The sequence below is a fragment of the Micromonospora sp. NPDC005254 genome (assembly GCF_042872525.1).
GTDB lineage: Bacteria > Actinomycetota > Actinomycetes > Mycobacteriales > Micromonosporaceae > Micromonospora.
Window position 1 is genome coordinate 371,092 of the sequence record NZ_JBIAKM010000003.1, and the last position, 14,330, is coordinate 385,421.

At 72.7% G+C, this 14,330-nt stretch carries 11 protein-coding genes; 8 read left to right on the plus strand and 3 right to left on the minus strand.

Going from position 1 to position 14,330, the window contains the following annotated elements; translation table 11 throughout:
* The first annotated feature begins 197 nt into the window (after positions 1-197).
* The gene (locus ACFYPR_RS11410) at positions 198-737 is read left to right on the plus strand and encodes a hypothetical protein (RefSeq protein ID WP_354863216.1); all 540 of its coding nucleotides are present in this window, start codon (positions 198-200) and stop codon (positions 735-737) included.
* A gap of 269 nt (positions 738-1,006) precedes the next feature.
* Here the strand turns inward: ACFYPR_RS11410 and ACFYPR_RS11415 are convergent, their stop codons facing one another.
* Entirely contained in the window at positions 1,007-2,539 is a 1,533-nt protein-coding gene (locus ACFYPR_RS11415; RefSeq protein WP_387259669.1) for a M1 family metallopeptidase, read from the minus strand.
* Between the two features lie 190 nt (positions 2,540-2,729).
* Between ACFYPR_RS11415 and ACFYPR_RS11420 the strand changes: the two genes are divergently transcribed.
* From ACFYPR_RS11420 to ACFYPR_RS11450, 7 genes are all read left to right on the plus strand, one after another.
* On the plus strand, positions 2,730-5,309 hold the full coding sequence (locus tag ACFYPR_RS11420) for an FtsK/SpoIIIE domain-containing protein (protein WP_387259672.1): 2,580 nt from the start codon (positions 2,730-2,732) through the stop codon (positions 5,307-5,309).
* Between the two features lie 2 nt (positions 5,310-5,311).
* Positions 5,312-6,211 (plus strand): hypothetical protein, encoded by a 900-nt coding sequence (locus tag ACFYPR_RS11425; RefSeq protein WP_363939105.1) that lies wholly within the window; start codon positions 5,312-5,314, stop codon positions 6,209-6,211.
* 267 nt (positions 6,212-6,478) lie between these two features.
* A complete protein-coding gene (locus tag ACFYPR_RS11430; protein ID WP_354861043.1) occupies positions 6,479-7,657 on the plus strand; it encodes a radical SAM protein in 1,179 nt (392 codons plus the stop codon).
* A 4-nt stretch (positions 7,658-7,661) separates the two neighbouring features.
* A complete protein-coding gene (locus tag ACFYPR_RS11435; protein ID WP_354861041.1) occupies positions 7,662-7,913 on the plus strand; it encodes a phosphopantetheine-binding protein in 252 nt (83 codons plus the stop codon).
* A 1-nt stretch (position 7,914) separates the two neighbouring features.
* Positions 7,915-9,186, plus strand: coding sequence for a hypothetical protein (locus tag ACFYPR_RS11440; RefSeq protein WP_387259677.1), 1,272 nt, complete (start codon positions 7,915-7,917; stop codon positions 9,184-9,186).
* Between the two features lie 21 nt (positions 9,187-9,207).
* Positions 9,208-10,293, plus strand: coding sequence for a hypothetical protein (locus ACFYPR_RS11445; protein ID WP_387179941.1), 1,086 nt, complete (start codon positions 9,208-9,210; stop codon positions 10,291-10,293).
* Positions 10,290-11,201, plus strand: a complete 912-nt coding sequence (locus tag ACFYPR_RS11450; protein ID WP_387259680.1) for an NAD-dependent epimerase/dehydratase family protein — start codon at positions 10,290-10,292, stop codon at positions 11,199-11,201. The genes ACFYPR_RS11445 and ACFYPR_RS11450 overlap by 4 nt, the downstream gene beginning before the upstream one ends.
* 29 nt (positions 11,202-11,230) lie before the next feature.
* Here ACFYPR_RS11450 and ACFYPR_RS11455 read toward each other — a convergent pair whose 3' ends face one another.
* Positions 11,231-12,517, minus strand: coding sequence for an MFS transporter (locus ACFYPR_RS11455; protein WP_354861033.1), 1,287 nt, complete (start codon positions 12,515-12,517; stop codon positions 11,231-11,233).
* Positions 12,514-13,779 (minus strand): condensation domain-containing protein, encoded by a 1,266-nt coding sequence (locus ACFYPR_RS11460; RefSeq protein ID WP_387259682.1) that lies wholly within the window; start codon positions 13,777-13,779, stop codon positions 12,514-12,516. Before ACFYPR_RS11460 ends, ACFYPR_RS11455 begins: the two co-directional genes overlap by 4 nt.
* Positions 13,780-14,330 lie beyond the last annotated feature (551 nt).

Here is a 14,330-nt window from a genome sequence, read left to right on the forward strand (position 1 = left end):
GCGGGCGCGGGGCCCCCCGCCGCCCCCCCGCCCGGGTGCGCGCCGGCGCGCGTGGGGGGGCGGGGGCGCGGGCGGGGGGCCCCCCCGGGGGGGGCGGGGGGGGGCCCCGCCCCCGCCCCCCCCCCCCCCACGCCGGTGAGACAGCGGTCACCGCTGGCGGGACGAACCGGTGCCAAGATCATCGATACGCTGCGGTCATGGACATCGAGGAGCGGTTGCGGCGTACGCGTCGGTGGCTGTGGATCGTGCTGATCGGCCTCTTCCTGAGCGGTGCCACCGCCTTCCCGCTGGAGATCGAGGTGCGCTGGCTGCTGCGCGCGCTGGACCCGCTCGCCGGCCAGATGCCGGCGCTGGTCGACTGGATCGAGCGGGTCCACACCGGACTCGTGACGGCGGGGCAGGACTACCCGTTCCTGCTCTACGGCACCGACTGGCTGGCCTTCGCCCACCTGGTGCTGGCGGTGGCGTTCTGGGGGCCGCTGCGGGACCCGGTGCGCAACGTCTGGGTGGTGCAGGTCGGCATGATCGCCTGCGCAGGGATCGTTCCGCTGGCGCTGATCTGCGGCCCGATCCGGGACATCCCGTGGTTCTGGACACTCATCGACCTGTCCTTCGCGGTCGGGGCGTTCCCGCCGCTGTGGTTCGCCTACCGGCACATCCGCGCCGTCGAGGCGAGCACGGCCGAGGCGGCCGGGTCCCCGGCGACCGTGGGCCGTCCGGTGGCGCCGGCGTCCTGAGCCGCCCGCCTGAATCCGGCCGCTGGCGACGACTCCGACCCGGAGGTCAGCCTCCCTCGCGCGTCCTTTGCTCTGCTTCACTCCACGCAACACCGCCCGTCCGATAGTCGGACAACCGGTGTTGCGTCCGTTGAAGCAGAGCAAAGGACGCGTGGGGGAGGGGCGACGGGGGACGCTGCGTTGGCAGGTGAGATCGCTCCGGCGGGACCAGCGGGAAACGCCGCAAGGCCCGCCGCCTGGGCGACGGGCCTTGCGGGTGACGACTGCCGCTAGTGCGACAGCAACTCGTGGGACTCGCGGATCTTGGCCCACGACTTGGGCTCGGCCGGCGGCGCGGCCTTGCGCGCGGCGCTGGCCACGTCGGGCCGGCCCGCGGTGAACAGCCAGGTGGTGAACAGCTCGTCCAGGTCCAGACCGGAGATGCGCTCAGCCAGGGCCTGGAACTCCTCGATGGTGCCGTTGCCGTGCCGGTGTTCGGCCGTCCACGCCGGCAGGATCGCGAAGAACGCGTCGTCGCCGACGGCCAGCCGGAGCTGGTGCAGGGTCATCGCACCCCGGTCGTAGACCGCGTTGTCGAAGACCCGGTCCGCGCCCGGGTCACCGGGCAGCACCTGCCAGAACTCGTCGTCGGCCGGGTAGCTGGCGTAGGTGAAGTCGAAGACCTCCTGCGCGGTGCCCTCGTCCTGCTCCTCGGACCAGAGCCACTCGGCGTACGAGGCGAAGCCCTCGTTGAGCCAGATGTTGCGCCACTCGGCCACCGAGACCGAGTCACCGAACCACTGGTGGGCGTTCTCGTGGGCCACCACGTACGTGTTGGCGCCGCGACGCCAGAAACCCGGGCCGTACACCGGGCGGGTCTGCGTCTCCAGGGCGAAGCCGATGCCGTCCACCGGCCCGGCCACGCCACCTCGCGCCTCGAACGGGTACGGGCCGAAGATCCCGCTCTCCCAGTCGACGATCTCGCCGGTCCGCTCGATGCTCGCCCGCGCGGCCGGCTCGAGCGCCCCCAGCGAGGTGCTGTACGCGTTGATCACCGGCTGACCGCCCGGCGTGGTGTCGGTGACGATGTCGTACTGACCGATCGCCATGAAGGCCAGGTAGGTGGCGGTGGGGGAGGTGGTCCGCCAGATCCACCGGGTGCGGTTGCCGGCCTCGGCCGCCGGCGGGCGGGGCTGCACGCCGTTGCTGATCACCTCGACGCCGGTGGGCACCGAGACGGAGATGTCGAAGGTGGCCTTGTCCAGCGGGTGGTCGTTGCTCGGGAACCACCACCACGCCGACTCGGGCTCGTTGACCGCGAGCGCCCCGTCGTCGGTGCGCGTCCAACCGGTGTAGCCGCCGACCAGGGTCTCCGACGGGATGCCGTCGTAGCGCACCACGATGGTGAGCTGCTGGCCCCGGGTGATCGTGCGGGTTGGCGTGACCACCAGCTCGTGCGTGCCCGCCCTGGCGGTGCCGGCCTCCCAGCCGTTGACCCGCACCGACTCGACGTCGAGCAGGAAGTCCAGGTTGAACGCCGAGAGGTCCTGTGTCGCGGTGGCGAGGATGGTGGTGGTGCCGGTGAGCCGGTCGGTGGCCGGGTCGTAGCGCAGCCGGACGTCGTAGTGCGAGACGTCGTAGCCGCCGTTGCCGTAGTCGGGGTAGTAGGTGTCGCCCAGGCCGGGAGCGCCGGGTTGCGGCGCGACCGAGACGACGGGCCGGCCCCAGCCCGTCGGGGCGGCCGGGGCGGGTGCGCCGGTGAGCATGGTGCCGGCGGTGGTGAGGGTCAGGGCGGCGGTGGCCGCCGTGAGGACTCGTCGCACGAGGTGGACTCCCTCCATCGGGTGTACGCACCGCCAACCTAATCGACAACTGTGAACGTCGCTGGCCCGGCGCGCTGTGGGCGTGTCACGGCGTCGGCCGCCGCGAAAGCGCGGGTCGCTACTGTCCCGGTGTCACCGCTGTCCGTTAGGGTTTCGGCGAACCGGACGGCCGTGGCGTGGGAGGCAGAGCGTGGGCAGGCTCGCGTCGGCGTACGGGCAGGCGGTCACCGCCCACCGGGCGGCCCGCGTACACCTGGATGCCGCCCGGGGCGTGCTCGGCGCGGCGCCTGCTCCGCCGGCGCAGGCGGGCGGGGGCGACCTCGTGGCCCGACTCGCGCGCCTCGGCGGCGCGCTGGCCACCCCCACCCCCGGCGCCACCGCGCTGACCGACACACCGGCCGCGGTGCGCATCGGCGAGGCGTCCACTCCGGACGGCGGCTTCCCGGTCCTGCTGCCGCTCGGCGGCGGCCACCACCTGGCACTGGACACCGACGCCCGGGACGGGCGCGTCGCCGCGCTGCTGCGGGCGCTGGTGCTGCGGCTGGTCGCGACCGCGCCACCCGGTCGGGTCCGGGTCACCGGCATCGACACCGCCGCGCTGGGCGCCACCTTCGGCCCGCTGCGCCCGCTGCTCGACGCCGGCGTGCTCGACCCGCCGGCCACCAGCGAATCCGAGGTGGCCGCCCTGCTGACCGCCGCCGAACGGCACGCCCGCGCCGCCCAGCACGCCGATCCCTCCACCCGGCAGTTGCTGCTGGTGGTCGCCACCGCCGCCCCGCCGCCGCGCGAGCTGGCCCGGCTCGCCGCGCTCACCCACGCCGGCCCGGCCGCCGCCGTCTGCGTGCTCCTCGCCGGCCATCCGTCCCGGCTGCCCGGCGAGACCGCACCGCCGCTGGGCAGCACCACAGCCCTCCGGATCAGCGAGGGGTACGCGCACGTCGGCGACCCGCCCGGCGTCCCGTTCAGCGTCGACGACAGCGGTCTCGCCGCCCCGGTGCTGCTCGACGGCGACCCGCCGCCGGCCTCGGTCCGCGCGCTCGCCGAGCACCTCGGCGCCGCCGCCCGCCGCGCCGAGGCGCTGCCCTTCGCCGAGCTGCTGCCCGAGCGGCGCTGGGCCGAGTCCGCGGCCAACGGGCTGCGCACCGTCGTCGGCCGGGCCGGCCCCGCGCCGCTGACGGTCGCCTTCGACACTCCGCTGACCGTCGCCTTCGACACCGCGCTGACGGTCGCCTTCGACGACGCCACCCCGCACTGGCTGGTCGGCGGGCGTACCGGCGCCGGCAAGACGGTCTTCCTCCTCGACGTCCTCTACGGGCTGGCCGCGCGCTACTCGCCGGCCGAGTTGCAGCTCTACCTGCTCGACTTCAAGGAGGGCGTCAGCTTCACCGAGTTCGTGCCCACCGGGCGTGACCCGTCCTGGCTGCCGCACGCCCGTGCCGTCGGCATCGAATCCGACCGCGAGTACGGCCTCGCCGTGCTGCGCGAGCTGCGCCGGGAGGCACAGCGCCGGGCCACCGCGCTGAAGCGGCACGGCGTCACCAAGCTCGCCGACCTGCCGCGGGACAATCCGCTGCCGCGCATCGTGGCCGTCATCGACGAGTTCCACGTGCTGCTCGCTGGCAACGACGCGCTGGCCCGCGAATCCGTCGACCTGCTGGAGGAGTTGGCCCGCAAGGGCCGCTCGTACGGCATCCACCTGGTGCTGGCCAGTCAGAGCATGACCGGCATCGAGGCGCTCTACGGTCGGGCCGAGGCGATCTTCGGGCAGTTCGCGCTGCGCGTGGCGCTGCCCGGCGGCGGCGGTGTCCTCGACCAGCTCAACGACGCCGCCGCGGCCCTGCCGATCGGCTCGGCCGTGGTCAACACCGCCGCCGGCGCGGTCGGTGCCGACACCGTGCTGCGCTTCCCCGACGCGCACGCCGCCGCGGCCGACCTCGCCGCGCTGCGCCACGAGCTGTGGCAGGCCCGCCCGCCGGGCTCGCGGGCCCCGGCGGTCTTCAAGGGGTACGAGGCGGCGCGCGTCGAGGACGATCCCACCTTCGCCGGGCTGCGCCCCGGTGGCCGACGCCCCATGGCGCTGGTCGGCCGGACGGTCGACGTGCACGGCACCACAGCGCTGTTCCTGATGGACTCCACCCCCGGCCGGCACCTCGCCGTGGTGGGCACCGCACCGGCCGGCGCGGACGTGCTGCGCGCCGCCGCGCTGAGCCTGGCCCGTCAACACACCCCCGGCGACGCCCGGTTCCAGGTGGCCTCCCTGGTCACCGCCGCCGACCCGATCGCGGCCGAGACCGAGGCCGCGCTGCGGGCCGCCGGCCACCCGGTGCACCGCCTCGACGCGGCCGGGCTGCGCGACCGGATCGCCACGCTGGCCGCCGAGCCGGTCGGCCGCGAATACCTGGTGGTGTTCGGGATGGACGCCGCCGCTCCGGTCCTCGGTGCGGCCGACCCGGTCACGTTCCGCTCCGGCCTGGACGACCTGCGTACGCTGCTGCGCCACGGCCCCGCCCAGGGCGTGCACCTGCTCGGCTGGTGGCGCGGCCTGCGGCGGCTCTCCGACGACCTCGGCGGCACCCAGAACCGCGACGACGTCGCCTGCCTCGTCGCGCTCAACGTGCCCGGCGCCGAGCTGGCCCTGCACCTCGGGGTGCACGACCTGGCCTACACGCCGCGCGCCGACCGGGCGCTGCTGGTCGACCGGCACGACCAGCGCACCAGGCTGATCGTGCCGTTCGCCCGCGACGGGCACGAGCCGCACGGGGAGCGTTGACAGTGTCCTTCGAGGAGTACGCGGCGCTGGCCCGACAGCTCGCCGAGCACCGTCGCGCCGGCGAGCGGGACGCCGCAGCCGAGTCCGAGCGCCGCCGTGACCTGCACGCCGCCGCCGACTACCTGCACCAGCGGCTGACCGCCCAGGGCCACCGCCTCGACCAGCTCGGCCGCGCGATCGGCATCGACCAGCCACCGGCCGGCCCGACCGCCGCACCGGGCAACGACGCGCCGGGAACGAGTACGGGCGTCCCGCCCCGCCCGCCGGCAACCGGGCCGGCCACCACCTGGCCCGGTTCGCCGCCGCCGACCGGCTCGCCCATCGTCAGCGGATCGGGGGACGGCGGGTCCGCCGGCGCAGCCGGCGTGCCGGGGCGGGCGGGTGTCGGGGCGTACCCCGAGCTGCCGGTCGTGCAGTCGCCGCTGGCGCTGCCGACGGCGGTGAGCCCGGCGGGCGCCGGGGTGCCGGCGCAGCGGGCGGCGGCGGTCGACCCGGTGGTGGAGCTGGAGCTGGCCCGGCGGATGGCCGACGAGGCCGACCGGCACGGGCAGCAGGCCGAGCTGCTTGCCCAACGGCCGGCGCTGCTGCCGACGTGGTCGCCGCTGGCGCGGGCGGTCGCCGTCTACGCCGCGTGCGGGGCGGCGGCGGGGGTGCTCATGCTGACCCTCGTGCTCGCCTCCGGGGTCGGCCTGGTCGACGGCTTCACCCTCGGCGCGTGGATCTGTGCGGGGCTGCCGGCGCTGGCGTTCTTCGGCGGGTACCTGGTGCTGGGCCGATGGGGGAGACCCGCCATGGTCGCCGGCACCCCACCCCGGTACCTGCCGCTCGGGTTCCTGATCTGCTTCCTGCTGGTGCCGCTGGGCTACTGCGCCTACCTGCTGCTGTTCCGCGCCCTGCGCTGAGGCGCAGCCGAGTGGCCGAAAGGCGGAGCACGCGGGGTTTACGACGAAGACCTCATGTGTCAGTGTGGTGAACGACCCGTGGCGGGGGGGTGAGCAGGACACTCACATCCACGTCGGACTGCCGCCGCCGGTTCCTTGTGTGATACCGGGGGTTCGTGCGCATGTAGGGATGCGAACGGCCCCCGATCCAATCACGAATCTGGCGAAGCGATGTCCCCTGCCCCGCGCAGGAGTGACCGTTTCGTGGCAGACGAGCGGGGAGCCTGCATGTCCTACCCACGTACCAACAAGGTCTTCACGTCCGGGGAACTGCACGATCTGCGCCGGACGGTGGCGATCCGGTCGGCGACGCGCCGTAACCTGGCGGCGGATCCCCTCTACGCCACCGCGTTGCCGCAGGAGGTCAGCATGCAGCTGACCTACCGGTGCAATCTGCGGTGCCACCACTGCTTCCAGTGGAACGAGCAGGGGTTCTTCCACAACTACGACAGCCAGCGCAGGCGTTCCGAACTCGACCTCGACGTCGTCCGGGACGTGCTGGAGACGACCGCGCCCGAGCAGGCGAAGGTCTTTCTGTGGGGCGGTGAGCCCCTGATGCACTCCCGGTTCGGAGAGATCGCCAAGCTGCTGGGCGCCGTGCCGCGAGTCGTCAACATGTGCACCAACGGCCTGTTGATGGAGCGCAACGCCGAACACCTGCTGGCCATCGGGCCACGACTCAACCTGCTGGTCAGCCTGGACGGCTTCGAGCCGGAGCACGAGGCGTTGCGGGGCAAGGGATCGTTCCGGCGCACCCTGCGCAACGTCGAGGCGATGCTCGACCTCCAACGGCGCGGCGAGTACCAGGGCGAGTTGTCCGTCGCGTGCATGGTCAGCGAGGACATGGTCGGCCGCATGTACGAGTTCACCGAGTGGGCCGAGCAGACCGGCTTCAACTCGGTCTACTGGCTGCTGCCCTGGTACATCAGCCCGGAGACGGCGTCGGCGATGGACCGGCTCTACGAGGAGTCGTTCTCGTGGCTCAACCCGCCGGAGCCGGGCGACAAGCCGACGTGGCACTCGTACACCTATGCGCTGCCCGAGCAGTACCTGCCGGTGCTGAAGGAGTCGATGGCCCGACTGGCGAGCCGGGTGTGGGATCTGCGGGTGCGCTACCAGCCGCAGGTCGAGCAGGATGAGATCGACGACTTCATCCGCGGCACGTCCCGTCCCGCCCAGCGGCGCAGCCGCTGCCTGGCGGTGTCCAACCGGATCGAGATCCACGCCGACGGCCGGGTCAGCTCGTGCAAGTTCTTCCCCGAGTTCGTCATCGGCGACCTGAGCGAGCAGTCCATGCAGGACATCTGGCAGAGCGAGCGGTTCACCCGGGTCCGCGGCATCCTGCGCGACAGCGGCCTCATGCCGGTGTGCTCGAAGTGCATCCTTCTCTACCTGAGCGGGGAGTGAACGCATGGCAGAGGTGGTCACCCGCATGGCGGTCCTGCTCGCGCGGGTTCTGGAGGATCCGGCGCTGGCCCAGGAGGTGACGGCGGACACGAATCTGCTGCTCGACCTCGGAATCGACTCGCTGCACATGATCACGTTCCTGCTCGCCGTCGAGGAGGAGTTCGACGTCGAGATCGACTTCGAGTCGCTGGACAGCATCCACCTGGAGTCGGTGAAGGCGTTCTGCCATTTCGCCCTCGACGGCGATGGTCGGTGAGGTGAGCGGGACCGTTCACTTCGGCTCGTTCGACGCGGAGGCGGCGTGGCGGCCGGAGGATCTCGCCGGGCTGCCCGCCGGCCCGGCGGCAGGTGGCAGCCGGGGACGTCGCGGCATGGACGAGCTGCTGGCGGTCGGGTGCGCTCCGGGCGATCTGCTGCTCACCGCCGAGCCGATGGACGAGGCCCTGGTCGAGGCGCTGGCGGTCGCCGGCATCGCGCCACGGGTCGCGGCCGTGCCGGGTCACCAGGACGCCACCGTGGAGGAGCGGCTGGCGTCGGCTGGTGGCACGTCCCTGCCGGAGATGTCCGGGTGGGCCGCGGCGTTCTACGCCGTCCGGCCGGACACCTCCGTGGCGGTGCGCCGACTCGGCCTGCGTGCCACGGTCCCCGCCGTCGAGGTCGTCGCCCGCGTCAACTCCAAGGTCTGGTCGAACGACCTGGTTCGGGACGCCGGCCTGCCCGGCGCCGCCGTCCTGGCCACCACGCCCCGGCAGGTGCGGCGGCTGGTGGAGGACGCGCCGGACGACGTCGTGCTCAAGGATCCGTACGGGGTCGCCGGCCGGGGCGCCCTGCGGGTCGGCAACCCTCGGGTGCTGGACACGGTCGTCCGGCACCTGGAGCGGCAGGTCGCGCGCGGGGCTCGGGTGGAGCTGCTGGTGCAACCCCTCTTCGCGGAGGCGTTCAGCTTCTCCACCCACCTTGAGGTCGACCCGAGCGGCGCGGTGCGGTGGCGGGGCGTACAGCACGTCGACAACGCCGAGTTCGCCTACCGCGGCTCCGGTCCGCTCCCCGCGGATCAGCACGCGAGCCTCGACACCACCGCGCACCGGCAGGTGATCGCGCGGGTCGGGACGGCGCTCGCGGCCGAGGGCTACACCGGGCCGGTCTGCGTCGACGGACTGCGGCTGGGCGACGGCACGGTCGTACCGGTGCTGGAGATCAACGCCCGACGATCGATGGGCCTGCTGAACCTGCACCTCGACCGGCGGGCCCGGACGGTCGGCCTGCGCTCCTGGTTGCGCTGCCGCACGACGCCGGTGCGGCCCGGCGACACGGTGGCCAGGCTGGTGTCCGCGTTGGACGACGCGAAGCTGCTGTTTCGCGGCGACGAGCCGGGGGTGCTGCCGCTGGCCTCGGGGACGCTCACCCCGCCCCGTGGGCGGCTCTTTCTCGCCGTGTTCGCCCCGGACGACGCGGCCCGGGTCGCCCTCGAAGCGCAGGTGGGCGACCTGCTCGTCGCGACGGCCGGCGCCCCGAGTCTCGTCACCTGACTCCCGACGATCGGAGCATCGATGGCCACTGTGCTGCTGACGTCGGGCGCCACGCTCGGCACCCACGTACCGGCCCTCATCCTGGCGGGTCGGTTGCGGGCCCTCGGGATCGAGGTGCGCGTGGAGGTGTTCGAGCGGCTGCTGCGACCCGACGAACTCGACCGGCTGAGGGCCGCCAAGCTGGCCTTCAGAGGGAACTTCAAGCTCGCGGTGGCCGCCCAGCGCATGGTGCGTGATCAGATGCCGGCGCTCGACGACGCTGCTGTCGATCAACTGCTGCACCGGTGGCGGGCCGCGGACGTGGACCAGGTGGTGATCTTCTCCGGCTTCTGGGTGCCCGTCGTCGAACGGTACGAGGCGCTCACGTCCCGAACGCCTCGGGTGGACATCTGTCACCTCGACGCCGCGCCGACCGCCTCCTTCAACCTCTTCCGGGCCCGCACGGAGCGCTTCCGTCACGTGTGGATGTTCGACGCCGAGCGGGGCACCGCGCCGACGAGCATCCGCGTCGGCGACGAGGGCCCGGTGCCGTGGCAGCGGCGGGAGCCCCGCCTGCTGGCGCACGGCGGCGGCTGGGGGCTGGGCACCTACCGGGACCGCGCGGCGGATCTCGCCCGGGCGGGGCTGCTGGTCGACGTGGTGACCCACGACCCGGCCGACGTGTCCGAGCTGCCCCCCGGCTGCCGGGCTTTCATGATCGACCCGGAGTGGGAGGCCTGGCAGGACGACGGCTTCCCACCGTTCGGCGAGATCCTTCCGGACGGCGCGGTGCGGTACCGACGGGGTGCGGCGTACCACGACTCGTTCGACCTCGCCCGACACCGCGTCGCCATGCTCTGCAAGACCGGCGGGGGCACTTTGATCGACTCGCTCTGGTCGGCCACGCCGATCGTGCTGCTGGCGCCCTTCGGCGCGCACGAGCAGGTCAACGCCGACCTGTGGCGTCGGCTGGGCTACGGCGTCACCGAGCAGGAGTGGCGTGACAGCGGATACTCCCTCGACCTGCTGGAGACCCTGCACCGCAACCTGCTGGCCGCCCGTGAGGGGACCGCCGACTACGCCGCCGACCTGGCGACCCGCGCCGTGCAGACCGAGGTCCCGGGGTGAGCGCCGTCCCCGCCCCGGTCACGGTGGTCGTCGGGTCGGACGGGTTCATCGGCGCCAGTCTGTGCCGTGCGCTCGAACGCCGCCGCCTGCCTCCGCACCGGGTGACCCGACCCCGCAACGCCGTCGAGGAACACCGCTACGCCGACACGATCAGGGGGGCGGACCTGGTCTTCTGGGCCGCCGGCACGGTCACGCCGAAGAGGGCCGTCAGCCAGCCCGAACTCGTCGAGCTGGACCAGCGTGCCCTCGCCGCCGCACTGGAGGCGTGCAAGCTGGGCGCCCGCCGTCCCACCTTCGTCCTGCTGGGATCCGGCGGGACGGCGTACCGGCCGGATGTGCCGCCACCGGTGGACGAGACCGGCCCACTCGGCCCCGACAGCGTCTACGGCCGGGCGAAGCTGGCCCAGGAGCAGGCCCTGCGCGAGGCCGCCGACCACCTCCGGCCGGTCGTGCTGCGGCCGTCCAACGTGTACGGGCCCGGCCAGCGCGCCGAGGGTGGGCTCGGCGTGGTGTCGCACTGGCTGGAGGCTGCGGCCGCGCGCCGGCCGTTGCAGGTGTTCGGCGACCCGGTCACCCGCCGCGACTACGTCTACATCGACGACGTCGTGGCCGCCCTGCTGGCGGTGTGGGACCGTCACCTGGACCGCGACACCCGCGAGGCGCTCGACGGCGCCGTCCTCAACGTCGGCGCCGGCCATCCCACCTCCCTCGCCGAGCTGCTGGAGGTGGTGAGGGCGACCGTCGGTCGGCCGTTGACCATCCGGTACGCGGACCGTCGGGCCTTCGACCGGCGCGACATCTGGCTCGACGTCCGACGCGCGTCGGCGATGCTGGACTGGCACCCCGTCACCGACCTGCCCACCGGGGTGGCGCGTACGTGGGCGGCGCTGGCCGGCCCGAACCGCTGACGTCTCCGCGCCTCGCCGGCGACTCGCTGTCAGGCCTGGCTGGCCGGCTCGGGGACGGGCGTGAAGTCACGCATTCTCCGCAGCGGCGAGAAGTAGACCCACAGCCCGGAGGCCCAGACGCCGAGGGCGGCGATCACCAGGGTCTCGCGGACGCCGAGCCAGGTGCCCAGCACACCACCGAGGACCGCGCCGATCGGCAGGGCGCCCCACACGATCCAGCGGACCCCGGCGGTGAGGCGGCCGAGCAGTTCCGGCGGGCACATCTGCTGCCGGTAGCTGATCTGGGCCGCGTTGTAGATCGCGCAGAGTGCGGCGAAGCCGGTCATGCCGACGGTGTAGAACGCGACCCGCCAGCCGGGCTCGGCCAGCGGCACCAGCAGCATCGTCCAGCCGAGCCCGAGCAGGGAGACCCAGATGATGCGGGCGGTGCCGATCCGTCGAGCCAGCCTGCCGGAGGCGAGTCCGCCGGCGATGCCGCCGGCCGTGCCCAGCGCCAGTTGCACGGCCACCTCGGCCGGCGTCAGCTTGAGGACCCGGACCAGGTAGATGACCGAGAGGGCGTAGATCACCTGACTGAACACGTTCAGGGTGCCGCTGGCCGCGACGATCTTCCGCAGCACCGGATGCCGGAAGGCGAAGGCCAGGCCGGCGGAGATCTCCTCCCGCAGCCGCGGCCGGGGGCCCTGCGGTACGGCCACCTCCGGCTCCTTGCGGCGGATCAGCAGCAGCGAGACGGCGCTGACCGCGAACGAGGCGGCGTCGATGAGGACCGTCCGCGCCGCACCGAAGACCGCGACCAGTCCTCCGCCGAGCCCGATACCCGCCACCTGAGCGACCGAGTACGTGGTGCTGAGTTTGCCGTTCGCGTCCAGCAGCTGGTCGGAGCGCACCACAGTCGGCAGGTAGCACTGGTAGGCCACCTCGAAGAAGACGGAGCAGACGCTGCACAGGGCCGCCACCAGCCACAACTGCGCCATGGTGAGTTCACCGGCGAAGAAGGCCAGCGGAATGGTGCCCATCGCGAGGGCCCGCAGCAGGTTGCAGAACACCATCAGCCGCCGCTTGCGCATCCGGTCGACGATCACCCCGGCCGGCAACGCGACGAGCAGGTACGCCGCCATCCCGGCGGCCTGGAGCAGGCTCACCGAGAACGTGGACGCGTTCAGCACGGACACCGCGATGAGCGGGACGGCGAGGGTGGACACCGCGGAACCGGTCTCGCTGAGGGTCTGGCCGGTCCACAGCGTCATGAAGTCCCGGTGACGCCACAGGCTCGGCGTGACCGCCGGGGTGGTGGGCGGCGCGGTCGTGGTCATCCGGCGGCCTCCGCGCTCGCGCCGACCAGCTTCAGCAGGTCATCGCGCATGGCGACGAGCAGAGCGTCGAGTTCCGCGCGTTGGTAGCCTTCGCGGATCACCCGCACGGTCAGCCGGACCGTCGTGTCGGCGTTGGCCATCAGGTAGAAGCCGGGCCCGGTCGAGCGGATCGGCACGTGCCACTCGATCCGCGATTCCTGGATCGTCTCCGGCGGCTGCACCACCATCGGGGGCAGCAGGAAGGTGAAGTGGTACCCCGGGTCGAGCGGGCCGCCCTCCCGTTCGGCGTCCTCGCGAATCCGCGCCACCGTGTCCGGGTCGTAGACCCCGTGCTTGAGGGCCCGCATGTTCCGTACGTACAGGGCGCGCGCGGTGTGCGCGAACGGTTCGTCCGGTTCCGGCGCGGCCAGCAGCGGCACCCACTGGTTCATCGACGTGACGAGCGACGTGACCGCCGGGTCGAAACGGTTGGACGACATGGGGTAGAGCAGGACCGGGGTGCTGGTGGTGCCCGTCGCGATGATCGCCCGGCAGTACGCGGTGAGCAGCACCCCTGCCACGGTCACGCCGATGCCGCGCGCCGCCTGGCGGAGGATGGGCTCGGGGATGCCGGTGTGCATCGTCGCCCGGAGCACCGGCCCCGGCGCGGGCGGGGTCCGCCGGGGTGCCCCCGCCAGCACCTTGCGCCAGTACGACTCCGCGGCGAGCAGTCTGGCGTCCATCTCGCCGGACCGTTGCCGCGTCGCGAGGTCGGCCGGCTGCGGCGCCGGTGGCAGCGCCTCCCCGGCCAGCAGGGCGTAGAAGTCCCGCTCCATGGTGTTGATGCCCGCGCCGTCGGCCGCCATGTGGTGGATGACGACCAACAGTTCACGGGGGCGGCCGTCGCTCTCGGTCAGCCACACCCGCCACGGCAGGTCGGTGGTGAGCGTGAACGGCCGCTGGATCTCCTCGGTCTCGATCCGGGACATCCCCGTCTCGCCGTCGGGCTGTCGTACCGCCTCGACCACGTCGGCGGGGGAATCCACCGCGACGCGCTGGCGCGGATCTCCCGGGTCCTCGACGTCGAACGTCGTGCGCAGCGAGGCGTGCCGCATGCCGAGTGCTCCGACCGCGCGCCAGACGTCCGCCGCGGTCACATTTTCCGGCAACGACCAGGAAAAGCAGAGGTTGCCCTCCCACCACTTCTCCGGATGCATTTTTTCGATGTCCCGCCAGACCGATAGTTGGCCGAGGGTCATCGGGTAGGTCGTCTCCGGGGTCACACCTGTTCCTTCCCGAGCGGGAACGGTTGCGCTGCCGATGAGCGTGTGCCGCGACGCGACACACGCTCATCGGGACGAAAGATAATTGGTTGCGTCAGCCGGCCGAGTTGTTCTTCATCACGACACCTCCCGAAGAATACGGTTGTCGGAAGTGAGGCTGCGGCCCTGCGCCGTGCTTAGGGGTGCATGACGCGCCACCGTCGGATGACGGGTGGAATCACCGTGCAGCAGTCCGACCAGCGATCGACCGAGCTGGTGCGACAATTGCCCAGGCCCTACTTCGGATGCTCTTCGCGGCAGTACCGCAGCACCCGACAGCGACCATGGACGACGGCCGTCCTATTCGGAGCATTCGCTGGCGGAGAGACTTCCAGTGATGGCCATGGAGCCGCGCACAGGCGAATGCAGTGAAAGGCCGATTCCCCCGGATACGTGGCCCCGCCTCGGTTAGCAGGACCCCCACAGCATTCCGGCCGTCTATGCCGGTGTCAACCCTCATATTGATGGATCTTGCTGTCTTGACCACGATGGCCGCCGTGATTACGGTCGGG

Bases quoted from the DNA above. Each gene is read 5' to 3' on its own strand.
- ACFYPR_RS11445 (WP_387179941.1), top strand. From the start codon at position 9,208: ATGGCCACTGTGCTGCTGACGTCGGGCGCCACGCTCGGCACCCACGTA.
- ACFYPR_RS11435 (WP_354861041.1), top strand. From the start codon at position 7,662: ATGGCAGAGGTGGTCACCCGCATGGCGGTCCTGCTCGCGCGGGTTCTG.
- ACFYPR_RS11455 (WP_354861033.1), bottom strand. From the start codon at position 12,517: ATGACCACGACCGCGCCGCCCACCACCCCGGCGGTCACGCCGAGCCTG.
- ACFYPR_RS11430 (WP_354861043.1), top strand. From the start codon at position 6,479: ATGTCCTACCCACGTACCAACAAGGTCTTCACGTCCGGGGAACTGCAC.
- ACFYPR_RS11410 (WP_354863216.1), top strand. From the start codon at position 198: ATGGACATCGAGGAGCGGTTGCGGCGTACGCGTCGGTGGCTGTGGATC.